The sequence below is a fragment of the Yoonia sp. 208BN28-4 genome, from assembly GCF_037543925.1.
Taxonomy (GTDB): Bacteria; Pseudomonadota; Alphaproteobacteria; order Rhodobacterales; family Rhodobacteraceae; genus Yoonia.
In genome coordinates this window covers 98183-120317 of record NZ_JBBIFY010000004.1, presented here as the reverse complement: position 1 = coordinate 120317, position 22135 = coordinate 98183, and the positions used below count along the sequence as shown (strand labels likewise).

Sequence of the window (22135 nt, the reverse complement as noted above, 5' to 3'; positions counted from 1 at the left end):
GAAATACCTTGAAAAGAAGAACTCTGCTCGCTTCGGGTGCTGCTGCTGCCACAGCTGCTGCCATCGGCGTGCCTGCCCGTGCGCAGGACGTCACAAAAGTCGGTTTCGTATATGTCGGCCCTATCGGTGACGGAGGCTGGACGTACGAGCACGACAAAGGTCGTTTGGCTGTTGAAGCCGAATTTGGTGACAGCGTTGAGACAATTTACGTCGAGAACGTGCCCGAAGGTGCCGACGCCGAGCGCGTGATGACAGACATGGCGCTGAACGGCGCGGACCTGATCTTCACCACATCCTTTGGCTACATGGACCCGACAATCAATGTCGCCGCCAAGTTCCCGAACGTGAAGTTCGAGCATGCGACAGGCTACAAGCGCGCCGATAACGTCTCGACATACTCCGCACGTTTCTACGAAGGCCGCGCTATTCAGGGCCACATCGCAGGCTCGATGACCAAGACCAACACCATCGGCTACATCGCGTCGTTCCCGATCCCCGAAGTGATCCGCGGCATCAACTCTGCGTTCATCCATGCGCGCAAAGTGAACCCCGAGGTAGAGTTCAAAATCGTCTGGGCCTACACATGGTTTGACCCCGCGAAAGAGGCTGAGGCCGCAACTGTTCTGATCGAACAGGGCTGTGACGTTGTTTTGCAGCACACAGACTCGACCGCGCCACAGGCCGCTGCACAAGCTGCTGGCGACGTTGTCACATTCGGTCAGGCGTCCGACATGGCCGAGTTCGGCCCGTTCCCGCGCGTATCTTCGATCATCGACGATTGGGCGCCTTACTACATCGCCCGCACGCAGGCCGTCATGGATGGCACTTGGGAAAGCACCGACACATGGGACGGCATCGGGCCGGGCATGGTTGGCATCGGCGAGATCACAGATGCCGTACCAGCGGAAGTAAAAGCCGAAGCCGAAGCACTGCGCGATGCGATTGCTGCTGGCGACTACCACCCGTTCACCGGACCGCTGAACAAGCAGGACGGGTCCGAGTGGCTAGCCGACGGTGAAGTGGCCGATGACGGCACACTGGCTGGCATGAACTTCTACGTTGAGGGTCTGGACGGCGATATTCCGTCCTAATCCGGTTCACGTTACAAGACAGGCCCGCCCATCACGGGCGGGCCTTTTTCGTTTGTTGCCCCCGCAAGTCGAAGGATAGACATGATTGATTTCCTGATTATCGGCGGTGGCATTGCCGGGGTGTCCGCCGCCGCGCGCCTTGCGACGCTAGGAAGCGTCACCGTCTTGGAACAGGAAGATGCGCTGGCCTATCACGCGTCGGGCCGGTCGGCTGCGGTTTATGAAGACAACTATGGCGCCCCTGCCGTCGTCGCCTTGAACAGGGCCAGTCGTGAAGGGTTGGAGGCTGCTGACGGCGGTGTCTTGACGCCGCGCGGTTTTCTGATGCTGGGCAACGCGGACAACTCTGCCCGGTTTGACGTCGATAAGGCCGTGATGGATCAGACCGAGATTTCAGTGTCCGAGGCTCTGACGCTCTGCCCCGTTATCGACACAAGCACGGTCACCCGCGCGGCCTATCACAACACCGCCAAAGACATTGATACCGACAGGCTGGTGCAACATTTTGTGCGCCTTGCGCGATCCGCTGGCGCGCAGTTCAAAACGCGCAGCGCAGTGTCGCAGATCACCCGCACCGCAAAGGGATGGGACGTGCAGGCGGGACAAGCCGTGTTTCAGGCCAGACAGATCGTCAATGCCGCCGGTGCATGGGCTGACCAGATCGCGCAGATGGCTGGCATTTCGCCATTGGGACTGACCCCCTACCGCAGGTCGATGGCCCGTATCCCCGCACCTGCCGGATACGACGTTAGCGACTGGCCGATGATCTTTGGTCCGGGTGAAACGTGGTATGCAAAACCCGACGCCGGTGCGCTGATCGTGTCCCCCGCTGATGAAACATCCGTTGCCCCGCATGACGCCTATGCAGACGAATTGACGTTGGCCGAGGGGTTGGACCGCTATGGCCAGCATGTCACCGCACCCATCACGCGATTGCTTGCCTCTTGGGCCGGATTGCGGACATTTGCACCTGACCGTAATCTAGTGATTGGACCATCGCATGAAGACGGCGATTTTTTGTGGTGCGCCGGTCAGGGCGGCTATGGCATCCAGACATCCTTTGGCGCCAGCCAACTTTTATCTGATCTGGTAAGCGGCGCCAAAAGCAGTCTGGACGCAAGCACCATCACGGACACCCAAGCGATCCGCTTTTCCTAGGCGAACGCGCGCGGGGTTAGGCCACAGCGGCCTGTAATTCCCATGATCGCAATGTCGGATAGTCAGCGTCAAAGCTTCTGGCACCATAGCGCAATTCGGGGAACAGGGCGAAAAGCTCGGCGCGGGCGTCGGCATCCAGATTGGCGATGCCTTCAGGACCTGGATGGAAGCTTTCTGTGGCAGCGCCTTCAGCAAAGATCACCTCGTGACGGTCAAAAACCAGATGGAAATAGGTGATCTCGGTCAGGCTGCTATCGACGTAAATCTCTTCATAGCTGGCGGCAAGCGATTTGGCCCGCGCGAACACAGCATCTTCGCCAAACAGAAGGCCGATGCGAATATGACTAATCAGCATCCGGTGCTGGGGCGATACACGCAGATTGCGTCTTGGTAGGCCAAAGCCCAGTGATCCAGCTTGCAGGCATACCGGCCACAGCTTGCGCGATTGGCGGTAGCTTTCACCGGACAACCGTCTGTCATGGATCATGCGGATAGGCTGCGGTCCGTTATCCCGCGTCAGAACAAGATCGCCGACGCAAAGATCATCAATGACACGCGGACCATCTGGCGTGTCGATCAGCGTGCCGCCCGTGAGGCAAATAACAGAACTACCTTCGCTCAGATCGCCGTCAATCCGGTTGCCATAGACATCAAACTGGATTGACTGGCCGGATGCAGCCGCGATGTTGACCGAGGTCGCGCCGGCGGCTGGCCCCTCTGTCGCCGTGATGGCCGTGGTGCCACCGCCGATGTCGACAAAGCTTTGCACTTGCGGGTTGGCTGCAGCATCCACAAAGGCAACGGCCTCGGCCTCGCCCGCGCTCAGGGAATTGTCGGGTGCTGTGACGCGTGTGGTGATTTGGAAAAGCGTCCAACCTGTTGCCGGATCAATCACGCCTGTCGCTGTGGCCAGATTGAAACTGGCAGCAACGGTGCCGTCTGCCTGATAGGTCGCAACCGTGAAATCGCCCAGCCGCGACAGATCATCAGGATGCACGGAAACCTCGACATATTCCGACACGCCGGTCCGGCCCGCAATCGCGTTGCGGTAGTGAATTTCAGATATGAAAGCCACGCGGTGCCATCCTTTCGCCCGATTGCATGTCGGATTCCTTCGTTTTCGTGCATAGTTTTTGGGTAAGGCCAGCAAATGTCCGCTATGGGGAAAGAATTGGGCAGTTGCCTGTTGCTACTTGAGATACGATAAGTGTCAGGAACACGAAGACCGAAAGGACCTTTTAATGCGCATCATTCTTGCCGCCATCGCCTTGGCCGCGCTGCCAATGGCCGCAGCGGCGCAGTCCGCGCTGGACAGGTATGAGGCCGCGTCAGAGCTGCTTCAGGCCAATACATATAATTTCTTTGAAAGCCGCGTGCCGGGTCTTGCCGCCGTGCGCCCCAGCACCGATTGGACCGCAGCAGACAGACAGGCAGGTGCCTGTTTGATCGAAGGTCTGCGCGCCGCCAAAGGTGACGCTGGCGTTGCCACCTATCTGAGCGATCTTGAGGCGTTTGCCCGCCAGCCGATTACCAGCATCGCGGCGATGTCGGCCAATACTCCGGCCAGCCTTGCCGACGCGCAAACCGTCCAGATCGGATCATCCTGCGGGACCGATAAGATCGGTCAGGCCCAGATGCAGCGCAGCGGGCTTGTGGCGCAACTGTCCAACCCCGTCGTGCTGTCACGGATCATGGCGCAGTAAGCAGAGCACACATTGGAATAAACAAAGGGCAGGCGCTTGGCCTGCCCTTTGTCGTTTCAGCCATCCACGCGAATGGTGGTGTTCTTGGGATCATAGGGGCTGTCTTCGACAATTTCGGCAGGCCAAAGCTGGTCCAGCATCTTGACCTGCACCTTCGTGCCGACTTCGGCCAGATCGGGTTTGACGTAACCCATGCCGATTGATTTCTCAAAAGCCACGGAATAGCCGCCTGACGTCAGGCGCCCGATGCGGTTGCCGTCCATATCGTAAAGCGCCTCGCGGCCCCACGGGTCGGCATCTTCCGGTCCGTCAATCAGCACTGTCACGCATTTGGAACGGATGCCCTTGGCGACCATCGCATCTTTGCCGTGAAAATACTTTTCAAGGTCGATGAAGCGCGGCAGATCAGCCTCGGCGGGTGTCGCATCACGTCCTAATTCGTTGCCGAACGCACGGTAGGATTTCTCCTGACGCAGCCAGTTTTGCGCACGTGCGCCGACCAGCTTCATGCCGTGCTTCGCACCCGCTTTTTCCAGCAGATCGAAAAGGTAGTTTTGCATTTCCATCGGGTGGTGCAACTCCCAACCCAGCTCGCCCGTATAGGCCACACGGATTGCATTTACAGGACACATTCCCAGTTCAATCTGGCGGGCGGTCAGCCACGGGAAGCGTTTGTTGGACAGCGCGGTTTCTGGATCGGGATCGTTGATCACTTCTTTGAGCACATCGCGGGCTTTGGGACCAGCGAGGGCGAAAACGCCCCACTTGGTTGTGACGTCTTCTTCGTTGATGCGGCCAAACTCTGGCTCTTTCTCCATGATCGCTTTGTAGAGGTAATCTTCATCGTAGGCGTGCCATGCGCCTGCGGACACGAGGTAATAGTCATCCTCGGCCAGCCGCACGATGGTGTATTCGGTGCGTGTGGTGCCGTGGGAGGTGAGCGCATAGGTCAGGTTGATGCGGCCCACACGCGGCAGTTTGTTGGTGGTGAACCAGTCAAGGAAGGCCGTCGCACCGGGGCCGGAGATGCGGTGTTTGGCAAAGGCCGTCGCGTCGATCAGGCCGACGCCTTCGCGGATGGCTTTGGCCTCATCCACCGCGTATTGCCACCAGCCGCCGCGCCGGAAGGACCGCGCGTCGTGATCAAAGTTGTCGGGTGCATCGAGCGGGCCATAATAGTTCGGACGCTCCCATCCGTTGACGAAACCGAACTGTGCGCCGCGTGCCTTTTGGCGGTCATAGGCGGGTGCTGTGCGTAGCGGGCGGCAGGCGGGGCGTTCTTCATCGGGGTGGTGCAGGATATAGACGTGATCATAGCACTCTTCGTTCTTGCGGGCGGCAAATTCGGTCGTCATCCAGTCGTGGCCGTAACGCTTGGGATCAAGCGATGCCATGTCGATCTCGGCCTCGCCATCGACCATCATCTGCGCAAGGTAATACCCTGTGCCACCAGCCGCGGTGATGCCAAAGCTGAAGCCTTCGGCAAGCCACATATTGTTGAGACCAGGTGCGGGGCCAACCAGCGGGTTGCCGTCAGGAGTGTAACAGATCGGACCGTTAAAATCGTCCTTCAGACCGCTTTCCTCGCAAGACGGGACGCGGTGGATCATGGCCATGTATTGCTCTTCGATCCGTTCCAGATCGAGCGGGAACAGATCGGCGCGGAAACTATCTGGCACGCCATGTTCAAAAACAGCCGGAGCGTTCTTTTCGTAAACACCCAAGATCCAACCGCCGCGTTCTTCGCGCACGTATGACTGCGCGTCGGCGTCGCGGATCACGGGGTGTTCGGGGTTGCCCTCGGCGCGGTAGGCGACAAGCGCGGGGTCTTGATCCATGACGATGAACTGGTGTTCAACGGGGATCGCGGGCAACTTGAGGCCCAGCTTTTTCGCTGTGGTTTGGACATGGTTGCCAGACGCGGTGACAACGTGCTCTGCCGTGATAACGATCTGTTCGTCGGACGGCACGAGGTTGCCGCCCTTTTCGACCATTTTGGTGCAAGTCACTTCCCATGCGTCGCCATTCCAGTGGAAGGCATCCGCCTGCCATTTCCGCTCGATCACAGCGCCATGCTGACGCGCGCCCTTGGCCATCGCCATCGTCACATCGGCGGGGTTAATGTAGCCATCGGTGTGGTGATAAAGTGCGCCTTTGAGGTCCTCGGTGCGGATCAGTGGCCACTTTTCCTTGATCTCGTCCGGTGTCATCCACTGGTAGGGCACGTCACAGGTTTCGGCGGTGGACGCATAAAGCATGTATTCATCCATGCGTTCGTCCGTCTGGGCCATGCGCAAGTTACCGACGACAGCAAAACCCGCGTTCAGGCCCGTTTCTTCCTCCAGCGATTTGTAGAAATCCACCGAATATTTGTGGATGTGGGTCGTGGCGAAGGACATATTGAACAGCGGCAAAAGACCGGCGGCGTGCCATGTGGACCCTGATGTCAGCTCGTCGCGTTCCAGCAGCATGACGTCATCCCAGCCGGCCTTGGCCAAGTGATACGCGATCGAGGTTCCTACGGCACCACCGCCGACAACCAATGCTTTGACGTTCGTTTTCATGTCGGCGACTCCGGCTCGGAAGGACTGAATTTGCGCCACATTGGCCCAAATCGGAAAAGCACGACAGAACCAGCCGACCAAGTTTGGCAAAAAACCGACAACGCCCCTTACCCGATTGGTCTTGCGGGCATTTTTGCAACGCGATGTGCCATGTGCACAGAATTTCGCGACAAGTTTACCAATTTATGCTAGTTTAACTGTCAGCACCCATAAGAGGTGCAGATTGAGGAGAGTTTCGCTATGACCCGCACGCTTTTGGCGGCAATGGTCGCGTCTGTATTGCTAGGTGCCTGTGCCGCATCCCCCGACAGCTTTATCGCTGAACGGGCTGATAATGACATGTTGCGGTTTTCCGCATCCAACTATGCAACGCCGGCATTAGGCCCGCGCTAACCCAAACTACTGTCCTGACACGAAAAAAAGGCCAGACGCTGATGCGCCTGACCCTTGATGTCTTGGCAGAGACGAAGGTTTAGTTGGCGAGCCAGCTATCGACTTCTTCTTTCGCTTGCTCTTTGGTCTTGCCGTACTTCTGCTGGATTTTGCCTTCCAGCGCGGTGCGGTCACCTTGCACTTCGTCCAGCTCGTCGTTTGTCAGCTCGCCCCATTTCGCTTGGGCTTTGCCTTTGTATTCTTTCCAGTTGCCTTGAATCTGGTCCCAGTTCATCGCTGTTCTCCTTCACTTAAGGGTGCGGCGCTTCGGCGCCACTTCGCTTCTGGTAAAACAACGCAGGCAAGGCGTGAAAGTTCCAAGAAACTAGAGCATTCCGGGCACAACAAGATCAGGCGGACGGTGGCCATCATCGAAGGTCTTGATGTTGATGATAACTTTCTCGCCCATCTCGATCCGGCCCTCGACGGTGGCCGATCCCATATGCGGCAACAAGACGACATTCGACAGCTCTCGCAGGCGCGGATTGATCTCGGCGCCGCGTTCAAACACGTCCAGACCGGCACCGGCCACTTCGCCTGACCGGAGCATCCGCGTCAGTGCGTTTTCGTCAATCACCTCGCCTCGCGATGTGTTCACGATCACAGCGTCAGGTTTCATCAGCTTGAGCCGCCGTGCGTTCATCAGGTGAAATGTGGATGGGGTGTGCGGGCAGTTGATCGACATCACGTCCATGCGCGCGACCATCTGGTCGAGGCTTTCCCAATACGTGGCCTCAAGCGCCTCTTCAATTTCCGGGCGCAGGCGCTTGCGGTTGTGGTAATGCACCTGCATCCCGAACGCCTGTGCACGCCGCGCGACGGCCTGCCCGATCCGGCCCATGCCAAGAATACCAAGGCGCCGTCCCGCAATCCGTCCACCCATCATCGCGGTGGGTGCCCAGCCGTCCCAATCGCCAGCTTGCATCGTCCGCAGGCCTTCGGGGATACGGCGTGTCACGGCAAGGATCAGGGCCAGCGTCATATCAGCCGTATCATCGGTCATGACACCGGGGGTGTTGCTGACCAGAATACCGCGCTGACGGGCTGTCTCTACATCAATGTTATCTACGCCAGCGCCATAGTTTGCGATCAGCTTGAGCCTGTCACCCGCCTGCCCCAAAAGCTTGGCATCAATCGTATCGGTAATCGTCGGCACCAGCACATCTGCACCCTGCATGGCATCGGCAATCTGGTCACGCGTCATGGGCGTATCATCTGTGCGCAGCGTCACATCAAAGAGCTCTGACATGCGCGTTTCAACCGCTTCGGGTAACCGTCGCGTAACAACAACACTTAGCCGCTTACCTGGCATGACACTCTCTCCCTTGCTTGAAAACGCAGCACGTTTCCGGTCAAGGTGCCTGTAAGGGACGCGAGGCACAAGAACCCGCGCCAAGAAAAGAGCAGTGAAGAAAGCAGGTTGATCTTGAAAAACGTGTTCGCTTGTCTTGCGGCATCCGTTTGGGTGTTCTGCCTCGCTGTTTTGCCCTCCGCGCCTGTCAGTGCGCAGCAGGTCACACAGGCCGCTGCGGCGACAACGGCTTCCCCCACGATTGGACCTGAGTCCAATCTTCCACTGCCGCGTTATGTGTCGCTGAAGCGCGACGAGGTGAACGTGCGGCGCGGGCCATCGCTGTCGCATCGCATTGACTGGGTATTCCAGCGTCGGTCCATGCCGGTGCGTGTTGTTGCGGAATACGGCCATTGGCGGCGCGTGGTAGATCGCGATGGTATGGGGGGCTGGGTCCACTTCCGACTGTTGTCGGGCCAGCGAACCGTAATCAACGACCAAAACATGCTGTCACTGCGCAGCCGTGCAGATGCGCAATCCCCCGAAACCGTGGTGCTTGAGGCAGGCGTGGTTGCGTCGCTGGATGAGTGCACACTGGACTGGTGCCGGCTTGAGGCTGGCGGATATCGCGGCTGGGCACCCAAGACAGCACTTTGGGGTGTCGCCGCCGACGAGGTGCGCGACTAAGCGCGATCCCAGTGGTATTGCGGCACATGATACTGCCGCCCAACGCCTTCGCACATCACCGTCAATTCGCTGTAACCGGCAAAAACCTCATCGACCTGCACTGTTAGTCCAGTTCTATAGGGGTTGCCCTGCGCGCGATGAAACGCGCAGGGGCAAGCGTCTTCAGGCCTCGACACCAAGCCCACGTCCTTTGAGCAATGCGTCAACACCAGGCATCCGTCCGCGGAATGCCTCGTAAAGGGCAGCCGCGTCCTGCGATCCGCCCGATGACAGCACCGTTTCCTCCAGCCGTTTGGCAAGCGCGGGATCAAAAGGATCGCCCACCTCTTCGAAGGCTGCGAAGGCATCGGCGTCCATCACCTCGGACCACATGTAGCTGTAATAACTGCTGGAATACCCGTCGCCCGCAAAGACATGCGCAAAGTGTGGCGTTGCGTGGCGCATACGAATGGCGTGAGGCATGCCAATCCGCTCCAGCACTTCGGCCTGCTTCTGCATCGGATCAGCAGGAGCAGCACCATTGTGGAATTCCAGATCAATCAACGCGGACGACACGTACTCAACCGTCTGGAAACCCATGTCATAGGTCGCGGCATCCAGCATGCGTTGCAACATGTCCTCAGGCATCGGTTCGCCTGTATCAGCGTGTGTCGCAAACTCGGCCAGTACCTCGGGCACTTCCAGCCAGTGCTCATAAAGCTGGCTCGGCAGTTCCACGAAATCGCGCGCCACGGATGTGCCTGACACGCTTTCATATGTGACGTCCGACAACATCTGATGCAGCGCGTGGCCAAACTCGTGGAACAACGTCCGCGCGTCATCATAGGACAGAAGCGCGGGCTTGCCCTCCACAGGTTTGGCAAAGTTGCAGACATTGACGACATGCGGGCGGACCTCGCCCTCCATCCGGTTCTGCGACTGCATCGCCATGCACCACGCGCCGGAACGCTTTGAGCCGCGCGCAAAATAATCGCCGATGAACACAGCAACATGTTCGCCATCGCGGGTCACGTCCCACAGGCGCACATCAGGATGATAGACGGGGCCGTCAAGCGGGGCGAATTCGAGCCCGAACAGGCGGTTCGCACAGGCAAACTGAGCCTCGATCATACGGTCCAACTGTAGGTAGGGTTTAAGCGCCGCCTCATCCAGATCGTGCTCTGCCTGACGACGCTTTTCGGAATAATAGCGCCAGTCCCACGCCTCCAACCGCCCGTCGAACCCGTCAGAATGTAGCATGCGGGTCAGTTTCTCCGCATCTTCTTCGGCGGCCGCTTTGGCCGGCGTCCAGACCTGCATCAACAGATCGCGCACCGCGTCCGGCGTGCCCGCCATTTCGGTTTCAAGCTTGTAGGTAGCGAAATCAAGATAGCCCAAAAGCTTGGCCCGCTCTTCACGCAGGGCCAGCGTCTCGGCAGCAATCGCGCGGTTATCGGTGTCACCACCGTTTGCGCCGCGCGACACCCATGCTTCATAGGCCTTCTGCCGCAAATCGCGCAGCGGAGAGAACTGCAGGAACGGCACGATCAGCGACCGTGACAGCGTCACAACCGGCCCGCCAGCGTCCTTTTCAGCACCCGCGCCACGTGCTGTGGCGATCACAAAATCGGGCAGACCTTCCAGCTCGTCCTCGGCCAGTGGCATCACCCATTCACGTTCATCCGCCAGCAAGTTTTGCGTGAATTGCGTCCCCAACACCGACAGCCGCGCCTTTACCTCTCGCAGGCGCTTTGCCCCATCACCTTCCAACAGTGCGCCCTGCCGGACAAAACCGCGCCGCGTCAGCATCAACACACGCTGCTGTTCATCCGTCAGATCAAGGTTTTCGCGATCAGTCCACAGCGCTTCAACCCGCGCAAACAGCGTCTTGTTCTCGGTAATCTCAGAGCCAAACGCGCTCAGCTTCGGACCAAACTCGCGCTGCAATTCCTCGCGCTTGGGATTGCTGTCGGCACCTGCAACGCCATAAAAAACGCCCAGCACACGGCCCAACTCGACCTCGGCAAGTTCCATCGCGGCAATCGTGTTATCGAAAGTCGGCGCATCTGCATTTTCCGCAATCTCGGCAATCGCAGCGCGGGCGTTTTCAAGTGCCTGATCAACGGCGGGGCTGAAATCATCGTCAGAAATCGCATCAAACGGCGGCAGCCCGTGAGGCGTCTCCCAGTCAGCGAGCAGCGGGTTTGTCATAGTAATTCTCCTTTGACATCAAGCTAGGCGCGACAAGGGCCACTTGAAAGCAACCCTTGTATCATTTTGCCAAAAATACTCAAAAATCCGCACGAACGTCGGGTCGCTGCCGCAAGTATTTCTCAAACCGGCGCAAGCCAAGCGACAGGGTGATCGTCATCGTCAGATAGACTAGCGCCACGACGTTATACGTCTCGAAATACCGGAAATTGCCCGCAGCGAGCACTTTGCCCAGTTGCGTCACGTCCGTCACGCCCAACACAGAGACAAGCGATGAGTCCTTCACCATCGCAACAAAATCGTTGCCCAAGGGCGGCAGGATCGTGCGGAAGGCTTGGGGAAATACAATGTGGCGAAACCGTTGCCAGCGATTGAGGCCCAGCGCCTCGGCAGCTTCGATCTGGCCCTGATCAACCGATTGCAGGCCTGCCCGAAATACCTCTGCCAGAAACGACGAATAGGCGATGGTCAGAGCGATCACCGCCCGCCAGAGGAGCGAGAAATCGCGTGTGCGGATCGGATCAAAGCCCAGCGCATCCGCGACCCAGTTCCAGCCCGCAACCCAGTTCCAGCCCGCAACCATGGCGGGGGCTAGCACGAAGGCCACGTAAAGCAGCAGCACGATGATAGGGATACCGCGCACGACCTCAACATAAAGCCGTGCCGCCTGCCGCAGGATGAGCGAGCGCGACATTGCCGCAACCGCAAGCCCCAGCCCGATCACGCAGGCACTGAAGTAGGCGACGATGGTGACATAGACCGTCACCCATATGCCCCGCGTCAGTGTGTCCAGCACGCGAGAATAGACCTCAACCGTGAAGACCTGCCAGAACAAATAGGCCCCGGTGGCCACCACGATCAGCAGCCACCAGGGGAAATCTTTGTCGTCAGGGGATGAGGGGATCATTGATGGTAGGGCGGGGTTTGACCCCGCCGCCGATGCTTATTCACCCAGTTTATACTCAAGGAACCACTTGGTGTTCAGCGCCTCGATTGTGCCATCGGCCTGCATATCGGCGATGGCTGCATTGATCGGCTCCACAAATTCCGATCCTTGCGGGAAGATGAAACCAAAGTCTTCTGTGCCCAGCTTTTCACCAATGATTTTGAGGCCACCATCGGACGCGTCCACATAGCCATTTCCAGCTGTGCCATCCGTCAGCACCAGATCCACGTCGCCAGTGCGCAAAGCCTGCACGGTCGCGCCGAAGGTTTCCATCAGCTGGATACGCGGGTTTGCCTCGTCACCGTCAAGCACGTCATAGACGCCAACGTAAAACGGTGTCGTGCCGGGCTGTGCGGCCATCAGCAGATCGTCGTTAGCGGCAAAGGACGCGGCATCGGTAAAGCGATCTTCATCACCGCGCACCATCATCACCATTTCCGATGTCATGTAGGTGTCGGAAAAATCAACGATCTCTGCACGATCCTCGCGGATCGTGATGCCTGTCATGCCCATGTCGAACTGGCCTTCGGACACAGCAGGGATCATCGCATCCCAGCTGATGTTTTCGTAGGTCACTGTGGCGTTGATCCGCTTGGCGATCTCGGCCATCGCGTCATATTCCCAGCCCACAGCCTCACCATTTCCGTCGATGAATTGAAGCGGCGGATAGGCGTTTTCAGTGACAACGACAATTTCCTGTCCACCGAGATCAGGCAGGTGCCCGTCTGCAAGCGCAGGGGCGGCGATCAGTGTGGCAGCAGCTAGGGAAGCGATCAGTTTCATGGTGGTTCTCCAGTGGCAGATTGCAGATATTTGACGCCGACTATGCCCAAGCCTGACGTTAAGACAAGTGCGACCCACCGCAAACTGCGCAATCGGGTCGTCGTTTGGCCGTGATCGTGCGAGTGTCTGCATAAAGCGCATCATAAATCATCAAACGTCCCCGCAGCACATCACCCGCGCCGGTAATCAGCTTAACGGCCTCAACCGCCATCATGGAACCGATTACACCCGGCAACGGGCCGATGACGCCCGCCTCGGCGCAACTTGGCACCAGCGCGGGTTCAGGCCGGTCGGGAAAGATGCAGGCAAAACACGGCGCACCATTGGCAGGGTCATAAACGCAGATCTGCCCTTCCCATTGGGTCAGGGCCGCCGCGATCAGGGGGATGCCCCCTGCCACACAAGTCTCGTTCACCAGATAGCGTGTGTCAAAATTGTCCGACCCGTCAAGCACCAGATCATATTCTGCAAAAAGCTCGGGCGCGACACTGTCATCCAACCTGCGGTGATAGGCTTTCACGCTGACAAACGGGTTTTGCGCGCGCATGGCTTCGGCAGCGGAATGGACCTTTGGCAAACCGATCCGGTCATCAAGATGGATCACCTGCCGTTGCAGATTGGCATTCTCGACAATATCGTCATCAATCACGCCGATGGTCCCGACACCAGCCGCTGCCAGGTATTGCAACACTGGCGACCCAAGCCCGCCTGCCCCGACGACCAGCACTTTTGCGTCTTTCAGCGCCTTCTGACCGGTGCCTCCCACCTCGCGCAGCACGATGTGGCGGGCGTAGCGGTTCAGTTCGGTGTCAGAGAAACTGCCCTTTTGGGCGGGCGCAGGATCGGGTGCATCGTGGGCTGCGATCCGGCCTTTCACAGCGCCGAGGAATTGACGGTAAATCCAGACAAATCCGGCGGCAGCCAGCACCAGCGCCCAAAGCCGCGCGTCACCGCCTGTTGCCTCGCGTAACGGATGACCGTCTGGCAGGACAACCTGCACAAACATCACCGCGACCAAAAGCAGCCCGATCATGATCCAGCGGGCGCGGTGCGGTGCGCCCATCGCCATGCCCGTCCCCCACAGGACCGCCGCCATCGCGGCCACCATGATCATCGGATTGTCCTATCGGCTGGCATGACCGCATCGTCCCTGTCTGAGGCTGTTCTGGCCTTTCAACCTAGGCGGAAATGGCTGGACACCAACCCCAAAAATGCGCGTGACTAGTCGTCGTCCAACAGGATGCGTGCCGCGTTGCCTTGGGCATCATCATATTGATCCGACCGGACAGTCCAGAGAAACGCCACAAGGCCGATGCCGCCAAGGATCAGCGACACGGGGATAAGTATGACAAGAACATTCATTTAATCCACCTGATCCGTTGGGAATTCAACAATACGGTAATCGACGACGCCGACATCGCCAAGGCGGCGATCAGCGGGGATGCGTAGCCTGCAATCGCAACCGGCACGGCGATGACGTTGTAGACCGTCGCGATCGTGAAGTTCTGGTGTGCAAGACGGCTGGCACCACGCGCCACGCGGATCATGAGCGGCAGGTCAGCAAAGCTTTCCTTCAGGATCACGATATCGGACGCGCTGCGCGATGCCTCAAGTGCGGCGGCAGGCGCGATGGAAGCATGGGCTGAGGCAAGGGCCGCTGTGTCATTCAGGCCATCGCCAACCATGAGAACCTTGTGGCCTTGTGCCGCCAAAGCATCCAACCGCCCCAGTTTGTCGGCGGGGCGGGCGTCGGCCAGCACGGGCAGATCAATCTTGCGGGCCAATGCATCGGCGGCGGCGGCGGTGTCGCCGGTTACGACCTCGCATGGAAGATCAATGTCGTCCAAGGCTTCCAGCACACCCTCACGCAATGCTTCAGGTGCTTCGATCATTTGCGGCGCGGTCGCCCCGACCCGCAGGCCCAACCCATCGAAATCAGCGCCAAGCCACGCGCCACGCCCCAAACGCACGACTAGACCATTCCAAGTGGCGGTCACGCCTTGGCCGGGCACCTCATGCACATCGGAAATTTTAGCGGCTTGGACATCAGGCAATGCGGCGACGATGGCGCGGGACAGCGGGTGGTGGGATGCTTGCGCCAGCGCCTTTGCAATGGCCTGATCTTGCGAAAGCAATCGGCTGATCGCAGCGACAGAGGGGCGGGTCAGCGTTCCGGTCTTGTCGAAGACAACGGTTGTCACCTCGGCCAGACGTTCCAGTGCGGTGGCGTGTTTGACCAGAAAGCCCGCGCTGAACATCCGGCTGATCGCGGCGGTTGAGACCGCAGGCACGGCAAGACCCAGCGCGCAGGGACACGTGATAATCAGAACCGCAATCGCAATGTTGATGGACTGGCGCATATCGCCGGTGAAGACATACCAACCAAGGAACGCCACGAACGACAGGATGTGGACCAGCGGCGCATAAAGTGCCGCGGCCTTATCGGCCAAAGCGGTGTAACTGTTGCGCCCGTTTTCAGCGGTTTCAACAAGAGCAGCCATCTGGCGCAGTGTCGTATCCTCGCCCACAGCAGTGGCACGCATCTCGAACGGGGCGGTCAAATTGATCTCGCCTGCTTGCAAAACAGCGCCGCTTTCGAGCGAAATGGCAGCACTTTCACCAGTCAGGAATGATCGGTCCATCAGAGCGGCCTGCGATTGTAAAACACCATCGACAGGCACCCGCGCGCCGCAAGGCACAAGGATCGTGTCACCCACAGCCAGTTGGGCGACAGGCACGGATTGCACGGCTCCGTCGGTGATCCGGTCGGCCTGGTGCACCTCAAGCGCCGTCAGTTCTTTCGCAGCAGATCGTGCCGCAGACCGCGTGCGGTGGTCCATATAGCGCCCGATCAGCAGGAAGAAAGTGAGTGCGACGGCTGCGTCGAAATAGGCATGCTCCCCGCCGTGCAGGGTTTCATAAAGCGAACTGCCAGCGGCCAGCAGGATCGCCAGCGAAATCGGCACATCCATATTCAGGCGCTGCACTTTCAGGGCGGACCATGCGTTCGTAAAAAACGGCTGGCCGGAATACATGATGACAGGCAAGGCGATTGCCGCAGAAATCAGATGGAACAGATCGCGGGTCGCATCAGTGGCGCCCGACCACACCGCAACCGACAACAACATGATATTCATCATCGCAAAACCGGCCACGGCCATGCGGGTCAGCAGCGCGCGTTCGCGATCATCGCGCGACGTATTCAGCGCCTGCGCATCCAGCGGATAGCTCTCAAAGCCCAGATCTGTCAGGGCCGCCTGCACAGTCTCAACCCCCACCTGCCCGTTCACGGTCAACCGTTTGAGCGACAGGTTCACGCGCACGCCCTGCACACCGCGCAGAGTTGCAAGGCCGCGTTCAATCTTACCGATGCAGGCCGCGCAGTGGATCGTGGGCAGCGAAAACTGCAATCCGGGGCTCGCCGCCGCAATATCCTCTGGCGTGGGGCCAGCGACGCAGGCAGGGCAGACGGCGGTCATCTGACCGCCCGCACGATCACGCGCTGCTGAAACGGTGTGCCGTCATCGGCAATCGCTTTCAGACGCAGGTTCCAGTTGCCAGCACCGCCCGCCACATCAGCCCGCAGCGCGGTGCCGTCAAAGCTGAAGACTGGGCTTTCGTCTTGCCCCACGTGGGTCGCGCGGCCAAAGGTAGCCTCGGTTATCTGGGGCGCGATGGCGGTGCCGTCTTGCATGATGAAAAGCGATAGCACCTTACCCTCAAGCGTGGCGGACACGTCCCAGCCCAGCGCAAGCTGCGCGGTACGATCCACGTCGAACGATTGACTTGCGACGTAGGAGTTTTTGACCTCAAGCCCCGGAAACGTGCGCACAGCGTTGAAGGCCAGCGTCAGGTTCACCGTGATGATGATGCCAAAGGCGACGGCGAAACCTGCAAAGACATGCCAGCCTTTGATCTCGCGGACGGGTGGTGTTTGCGTGGTCATTGGTCTCTCCCGTTAAAGGTGCTGGGGATGCTGGCGCGTTCATTGCTCTCAAGGTCTTCGACCCAGAACCGCAGCGCTGTCATATCGGTGGTCGCGGCAGGGTCTTGTGGCCGTGCTGTGACATAGACCCGCTGCAGGATCGTTGTGTCGGCAGGCACGTCGACAGACAAATCCCGTCCGCCGCCTTCCAGATCGATGCGCAGGGTGGCATCGCTGGTCAGGCTTAGATGCAGTTCGCGATCCTCGCCTGTCTTGTTGCGCAGGCGCACGTCATAGATGTTACGGATTGATCCGTCGGACTGCATCACAAAGGTCGGATTACGCACAGGGCTGACCGTCAGTTCGATGTCCGAGCGGATGAACAGCGCATAGACCAGCCCAAGGCCAATCGCGGCCCACATTGCGGTGTAAACCAGCGTGCGGGGCCGGAAGACGTGTTGCCAGATGGGCTTCGGCGCCTCACCCGCGCGTTCGGCCTCTTCATCCGACAGCGCCAGATAGTCGATCAGGCCGCGCGGTTTGCCGATCTTGGCCATCACGTCATCGCAAGCGTCGATGCACAGGGCACATGTGATACATTCCATCTGCTGCCCGTCGCGAATGTCGATCCCCATCGGGCAGACGTTCACGCAGGCCATGCAATCAATACAATCGCCATGCTCTTCGACCATCGCGGTCAGGGTGGGCGTGCCACCTACCTGCAACGGGCGATTGGGATAGGGTGTCGCTTTGTAACGAACGGTTTGGCCATCGCCTGCCGCCTGCGCCTCGCGCTCGGCCTTTTCGGCGGCAGCGCGGTCGCGTTTGCGTACATTGCCTTTGCCGCGTGGCTCCCCGCGCCATTCGCGGTAAGCAACAGTGATCGTGTCGGGGTCCATCATCGCGGCCTGAATACGCGGCCAAGGACACATGTAGATGCAGACCTGCTCGCGCAGAAAGCCACCAAATAGGAACGTGGTCGCCGTCAGGATCGCGATGGTGATGTATGCAACGGGATGGCCGTTGAGCGTGACCAGATCGCGCAGCAGTGTGGGCGCGTCGGCAAAATAGAACACCCACGCACCGCCTGTGGCCACAGCAATCGCCATCCAGACCACCCATTTGGTGATCCGCAGTCGCCACTTTTTGAGATCCCACTTGGCCTTGTAAAGCCGCACCCGCGCGTTGCGGTCGCCTTCGATCCAGCGTTCAACAAGTATAAACAGATCGGTCCAGACGGTCTGCGGGCAGGCATAGCCGCACCAGACGCGGCCCAGCGCGGATGTGAAAAGAAACAGACCAAGGCCCGCCATAATCAGCAGGCCTGCGACGAAGTAAAACTCATGCGGCCAAATCTCGATCCAGAAGAAATAGAATCGCCGCGTGGACAGATCGATCAAGACCGCCTGATCGGGCAGGTTCGGGCCGCGGTCCCATCTGATCCACGGCGTCAGATAATAAATACCCAGTGTAAACAGCATGATCCACCACTTGAAGCGGCGGAACGGGCCGGACACGCGGCGTGGAAAAATCGGCTCTTGCGGAGCGTAGAGTGGTGCTTCTGACATTGATTGGTTTCCTGTTCGCACTGTCAGATTAGGACAGAGGGCCATCGGTTGCCTTGATCTGGATCAAGCAACGGCCCGAAGCGGCTTAGTTTGCGAACAGGGCCGCTTCGGGTTTGGGCTGCCAGGGGAGGCAGCCCCTCCGGTCTTACTCACCGCCACCAAGGCTGTGAACATAGACCGAAACTGCACGCACATCTTCTTCTGACAGGCGTTGTCCCCATGGGGGCATCACGCCGAACCGCGCGTTGCGCACGGTGTATTCCAGCGCTTCGCGGTCCCCACCGTAGAGCCAGATCGCATCCGCAAGGTTCGGCGCACCCAAATCACGGTTGCCCAACCCCTCATCGCCGTGACAGGCTGCACAGTTGTCGTAGAACAGCGGCTCGCCTGCCGCGACAAGCGTGGCGTCGACGTTGTCTGATGACAGGCTTGTCACGTATTCGACAACGGCTTTGATCTCGTCGCGGTCGAACAGATCGCCATAGGCCGGCATCTGCGAATACCGCGAGTCAAAGTCCTGATCGTTACGGATACCGTGGCGGACAGTGTAGGCGATGTTTTCGATGTCTCCACCCCAAAGCCAGTCATTGTCCAAAAGGTTCGGATAGCCCAACGCACCCGCCGCACCAGAGCCGTGGCATTGGCTACACTGCGCCGCAAAGACAGAGTCGCCCCTTGCCACTGCATAGCGATGCAGGTCATCACCGGGGGCAAGCGCTGCAAGATCGGCGTTATTCAGTGCCGCAACAAGCGACGCATTCTTGGCCTCGTGGTCTGCGATATCCTGTGCAACCTCACCACGGGTGGAGTAACCCAAGACACCGGCTGTCGCACCCGACACCATCGGCCAAGCAGGATAGGCGATCACATAACCGATCCCCCAGACGATGGTCAGATAGAAGGTCCAGAGCCACCAGCGCGGCAAAGGACTGTTCAGTTCTTCGATCCCGTCCCAGCTATGGCCGGTGGTCTCGATCCCGGTTTCCTTATCAATCTTGCGATTAGACATTGCGTGGCTCCTTGAAGTTGAGCGCATCGTCGGCGCATTTGCAGGACGCGCATGTGCCGCTGCATTTGGCCTTCGGGTTATCGTTGCGGAACGGGATCAGGCTGGCGTCTTCGCGGTTGCGGGCCTGACTGGGCAGAAAGGCCCAGACACCGACACCCAGAAAGAACATAAACATGGCCAGCAGCACCCAGCTATCGGCAATTTCACGTAAGAGAGTATAGGTTTCCATTTCCGTGCCCTCCTAGCGGCTTGCGTCTGGTGTGAAGGTCGAGAAGTCGACCATCGTGCCCAGAATTTGCAGATAGGCGATCAGCGCATCCATCTCGGTCAGCTCTGGCTGGCCGTCAAAGTTGGACACCACCGCACCCGGATAGCGTTCGACCAGCGCATCCCAATCCCCGTCCGGATCGGCCTGCACTCTGAAATCTGCAGACGCACTGGCGATGTGGTCATCCTCATACGGAACACCCACCATACGGTGTGTCGCCAGCAAGGCCTCGATATTGTCGCCATCCAGCACGGCATCAGCCAGAAACGCGTATTTCGGCATGATGCTTTCGGGTACAACCGACTGCGGGTCCATCAGGTGATCCACATGCCATGCGTCCGAATAGCGGCCACCCACGCGGGCCAGATCCGGCCCTGTGCGTTTGGACCCCCACTGGTGTGGGTGGTCGTACATACTTTCCGCCGCAAGGCTGTAGTGACCGTAGCGTTCCACCTCGTCGCGCATCGGGCGGATCATCTGGGAGTGACAGACATAACAGCCTTCACGGATATAGATGTCGCGCCCTGCCAGTTCCAGCGGGCTATAGGGGCGTACGCCTTCGACTTCCTCGATCGTGTTTTCGAGCCAGAACAATGGCGCGATCTCGACGATACCCCCGATTGTCACGACCAATAAGGAGAAGGTCAGCAACAGCGTCGGGCTTTTCTCAAGGATGGCGTGCTTGCTCAGGATTGCCGAGTGTTGCGGCAATTCGTTGGGGATCTCGTCAGGGAAGTCAGACAGTTGGCTGACCTTCGGGTCGTCGGCGGGATCTGGGATTTTATCATTAGGTGCCATGATCCGCTCCTTATTCTGCAGGGGTTGCGTGAGGTGTGACAGATGCGCCGGGGATGGGGGCCGTGGCAGGCTTGCCGCCACGAATCGTCATCCACATATTCCAGCACATCAGCAAAGCACCGCTGAGGAACAGGACACCGCCCAGACCGCGCACCACATACATCGGGAACTTGGCGCTCACGGTGTCGGCGAAGGAGTTGACGAGGAAACCCTGGTCATCGACCTCGCGCCACATCAGGCCTTCCATGATGCCGGTGACCCACATGGATGCCGCGTAAAGAACGATACCCAGCGTTGCCAACCAGAAGTGCCAGTTGATCGCGGACATGGAATACATCTGTTTCCGGCCCCACAATTTAGGTGTCAGGAAATAGATGCAGGCAAATGTAATCATGCCGTTCCAGCCCAGCGCGCCAGAGTGCACGTGACCAATGGTCCAGTCTGTGTAGTGCGAGAGCGAATTCACAGCGCGGATCGACATCATCGGACCCTCGAATGTGGACATGCCGTAGAAGCCAAGCGACAGAACAAACATCCGCATGATTGGATCGGTGCGCAACTTGTCCCACGCGCCTTGCAGCGTCATCAGACCGTTGATCATACCACCCCACGACGGCATCCAAAGGATGATCGAGAACACCATGCCAAGGGTCGATGCCCAGTCAGGCAACGCGGTGTAGTGCAGGTGGTGTGGACCGGCCCAGATATAAAGGAAGATCAGCGCCCAAAAGTGGATGATCGACAGCTTGTAGCTATAGATCGGACGTTCGGCCTGCTTGGGGATGAAGTAGTACATCATCCCAAGGAAGCCCGCGGTCAGGAAGAAGCCCACGGCGTTGTGGCCATACCACCACTGCGTCATCGCATCCTGCACGCCCGAAAAGACCTGCACGGATTTGCTGCCCCAGATCGACACAGGGATCGACAGGTTGTTGACGATATGCAGCATCGCAACGGTCACGATGAAGGCGAGGAAGAACCAGTTGGCCACGTAGATGTGGCGCTCTTTCCGCATATAGATCGTGCCCAGGAACGCGACGAGATAAGCCACCCAAACGATGGTCAGCCAGATATCGACGTACCATTCAGGCTCTGCGTATTCTTTGGACTGCGTCGCACCCAAGAGGTAGCCAGTCGCGGCCAGCACGATAAAGAGCTGGTAACCCCAGAAAACGAACCATCCCAGATTACCACCCCAAAGACGGACACCGCTGGTGCGTTGCACGACGTAAAAGGATGTTGCGATCAGGGCGTTGCCACCAAACGCAAAAATCACCGCACTGGTGTGTAGCGGGCGTAAGCGGCCAAAGTTGGTGAACGGCTGCCCCCAATCGAAATTGAGCTGCGGAAACGCCAGTTGGAACGCGATAAACGTCCCCACCAGAAATCCTGCGATGCCCCAGAACGCAGTGGCAATCACGCCCGCCCGAATGACACCGTCAAAATAGGCGCCATCTTCGACGATAGCAGTTTTTGGTTCGTCTGTGTGACGCAAAACCCAGATGAACATGGCAAATCCAATTACCATGATCAGCAAGGCATGCACCTGATACGCGAGATCCTGCGCCCAACTGGCGGCGATCGCGGCAATCAGGGTCACAATGCCAAGAATGACAAGCTTGAAGTAGTCCATAGCAATACCCTCAAAATCAAAGAGCATCGCAAAGACGCTCCTGTTCGCAGGGTTGTTGCTAAGGGGTGGTCGGCGCCATCTCTTTGATC

The 22135-nt window shown here is 58.8% G+C and carries 21 protein-coding genes; 5 read left to right on the top strand and 16 right to left on the bottom strand.

The genetic code is table 11. The annotated features are described in order from the left end of the window. The first annotated feature begins 8 nt into the window (after positions 1–8). Positions 9–1091, top strand: coding sequence for a BMP family ABC transporter substrate-binding protein (locus tag V8J84_RS14230; protein ID WP_339932318.1), 1083 nt, complete (start codon positions 9–11; stop codon positions 1089–1091). A gap of 81 nt (positions 1092–1172) precedes the next feature. Next, positions 1173–2249, top strand: coding sequence for an NAD(P)/FAD-dependent oxidoreductase (locus tag V8J84_RS14225; RefSeq protein WP_339932316.1), 1077 nt, complete (start codon positions 1173–1175; stop codon positions 2247–2249). Positions 2250–2265: 16 nt separating this feature from the next. Here the strand turns inward: V8J84_RS14225 and V8J84_RS14220 are convergent, their stop codons facing one another. After that, positions 2266–3324 (bottom strand): Hint domain-containing protein, encoded by a 1059-nt coding sequence (locus V8J84_RS14220; RefSeq protein ID WP_339932314.1) that lies wholly within the window; start codon positions 3322–3324, stop codon positions 2266–2268. A 166-nt stretch (positions 3325–3490) separates the two neighbouring features. Between V8J84_RS14220 and V8J84_RS14215 the strand changes: the two genes are divergently transcribed. Continuing rightward, positions 3491–3952, top strand: coding sequence for a hypothetical protein (locus V8J84_RS14215; protein WP_339932312.1), 462 nt, complete (start codon positions 3491–3493; stop codon positions 3950–3952). Positions 3953–4008: 56 nt separating this feature from the next. Here V8J84_RS14215 and V8J84_RS14210 read toward each other — a convergent pair whose 3' ends face one another. Then, positions 4009–6516 carry a GcvT family protein gene (locus V8J84_RS14210; protein WP_339932310.1) on the bottom strand — a complete coding sequence of 836 codons (2508 nt, stop codon included), beginning with the start codon at positions 6514–6516 and terminating at the stop codon, positions 4009–4011. A 240-nt stretch (positions 6517–6756) separates the two neighbouring features. On the opposite strand from V8J84_RS14210, the gene V8J84_RS14205 reads away from it, so the two are divergent. Next, positions 6757–6909, top strand: coding sequence for a hypothetical protein (locus V8J84_RS14205; protein WP_339932308.1), 153 nt, complete (start codon positions 6757–6759; stop codon positions 6907–6909). A 79-nt stretch (positions 6910–6988) separates the two neighbouring features. Here V8J84_RS14205 and V8J84_RS14200 read toward each other — a convergent pair whose 3' ends face one another. Both V8J84_RS14200 and V8J84_RS14195 read right to left on the bottom strand, forming a co-directional pair. Beyond that, complete coding sequence (locus V8J84_RS14200) at positions 6989–7183, bottom strand: CsbD family protein (RefSeq protein WP_339932306.1); 195 nt, start codon at positions 7181–7183, stop codon at positions 6989–6991. Between the two features lie 90 nt (positions 7184–7273). After that, positions 7274–8260, bottom strand: a complete 987-nt coding sequence (locus tag V8J84_RS14195; RefSeq protein WP_339932304.1) for a 2-hydroxyacid dehydrogenase — start codon at positions 8258–8260, stop codon at positions 7274–7276. A 114-nt stretch (positions 8261–8374) separates the two neighbouring features. Here V8J84_RS14195 and V8J84_RS14190 point away from each other — a divergent pair, with 114 nt between their 5' ends. Beyond that, positions 8375–8926, top strand: a complete 552-nt coding sequence (locus V8J84_RS14190; RefSeq protein WP_339932302.1) for an SH3 domain-containing protein — start codon at positions 8375–8377, stop codon at positions 8924–8926. Positions 8927–9088: 162 nt separating this feature from the next. Here the strand turns inward: V8J84_RS14190 and V8J84_RS14185 are convergent, their stop codons facing one another. The 12 genes from V8J84_RS14185 to ccoN form a co-directional block, all read right to left on the bottom strand. Further along, positions 9089–11116, bottom strand: coding sequence for a M3 family metallopeptidase (locus tag V8J84_RS14185; protein ID WP_339932300.1), 2028 nt, complete (start codon positions 11114–11116; stop codon positions 9089–9091). A 79-nt stretch (positions 11117–11195) separates the two neighbouring features. Beyond that, positions 11196–12023 (bottom strand): amino acid ABC transporter permease, encoded by an 828-nt coding sequence (locus tag V8J84_RS14180; protein ID WP_339932298.1) that lies wholly within the window; start codon positions 12021–12023, stop codon positions 11196–11198. 36 nt (positions 12024–12059) lie between these two features. Then, a complete protein-coding gene (locus V8J84_RS14175; protein WP_339932296.1) occupies positions 12060–12845 on the bottom strand; it encodes a transporter substrate-binding domain-containing protein in 786 nt (261 codons plus the stop codon). A 58-nt stretch (positions 12846–12903) separates the two neighbouring features. Then, positions 12904–13959 (bottom strand): HesA/MoeB/ThiF family protein, encoded by a 1056-nt coding sequence (locus V8J84_RS14170; protein WP_339932294.1) that lies wholly within the window; start codon positions 13957–13959, stop codon positions 12904–12906. Between the two features lie 107 nt (positions 13960–14066). Further along, complete coding sequence (ccoS, locus tag V8J84_RS14165; protein ID WP_339932292.1) at positions 14067–14207, bottom strand: cbb3-type cytochrome oxidase assembly protein CcoS; 141 nt, start codon at positions 14205–14207, stop codon at positions 14067–14069. Beyond that, positions 14204–16324 carry a heavy metal translocating P-type ATPase gene (locus tag V8J84_RS14160; protein WP_339932290.1) on the bottom strand — a complete coding sequence of 707 codons (2121 nt, stop codon included), beginning with the start codon at positions 16322–16324 and terminating at the stop codon, positions 14204–14206. The genes ccoS and V8J84_RS14160 overlap by 4 nt, the downstream gene beginning before the upstream one ends. Further along, positions 16321–16791: a FixH family protein gene (locus V8J84_RS14155; RefSeq protein ID WP_339932288.1), complete on the bottom strand. Its 471-nt coding sequence runs from the start codon at positions 16789–16791 to the stop codon at positions 16321–16323. Before V8J84_RS14155 ends, V8J84_RS14160 begins: the two co-directional genes overlap by 4 nt. After that, positions 16788–18338: a cytochrome c oxidase accessory protein CcoG gene (ccoG, locus tag V8J84_RS14150; protein WP_339932286.1), complete on the bottom strand. Its 1551-nt coding sequence runs from the start codon at positions 18336–18338 to the stop codon at positions 16788–16790. Before ccoG ends, V8J84_RS14155 begins: the two co-directional genes overlap by 4 nt. Positions 18339–18483: 145 nt before the next feature. Continuing rightward, the gene (gene ccoP, locus V8J84_RS14145; RefSeq protein ID WP_339932284.1) at positions 18484–19347 is read right to left on the bottom strand and encodes a cytochrome-c oxidase, cbb3-type subunit III; all 864 of its coding nucleotides are present in this window, start codon (positions 19345–19347) and stop codon (positions 18484–18486) included. Continuing rightward, positions 19340–19576 carry a cbb3-type cytochrome c oxidase subunit 3 gene (locus tag V8J84_RS14140; protein ID WP_339932282.1) on the bottom strand — a complete coding sequence of 79 codons (237 nt, stop codon included), beginning with the start codon at positions 19574–19576 and terminating at the stop codon, positions 19340–19342. Before V8J84_RS14140 ends, ccoP begins: the two co-directional genes overlap by 8 nt. A gap of 12 nt (positions 19577–19588) precedes the next feature. Then, positions 19589–20413, bottom strand: a complete 825-nt coding sequence (ccoO, locus tag V8J84_RS14135) for a cytochrome-c oxidase, cbb3-type subunit II (RefSeq protein WP_339932280.1) — start codon at positions 20411–20413, stop codon at positions 19589–19591. 10 nt (positions 20414–20423) lie between these two features. Then, a complete protein-coding gene (gene ccoN, locus V8J84_RS14130) occupies positions 20424–22046 on the bottom strand; it encodes a cytochrome-c oxidase, cbb3-type subunit I (RefSeq protein ID WP_339933137.1) in 1623 nt (540 codons plus the stop codon). Positions 22047–22135 lie beyond the last annotated feature (89 nt).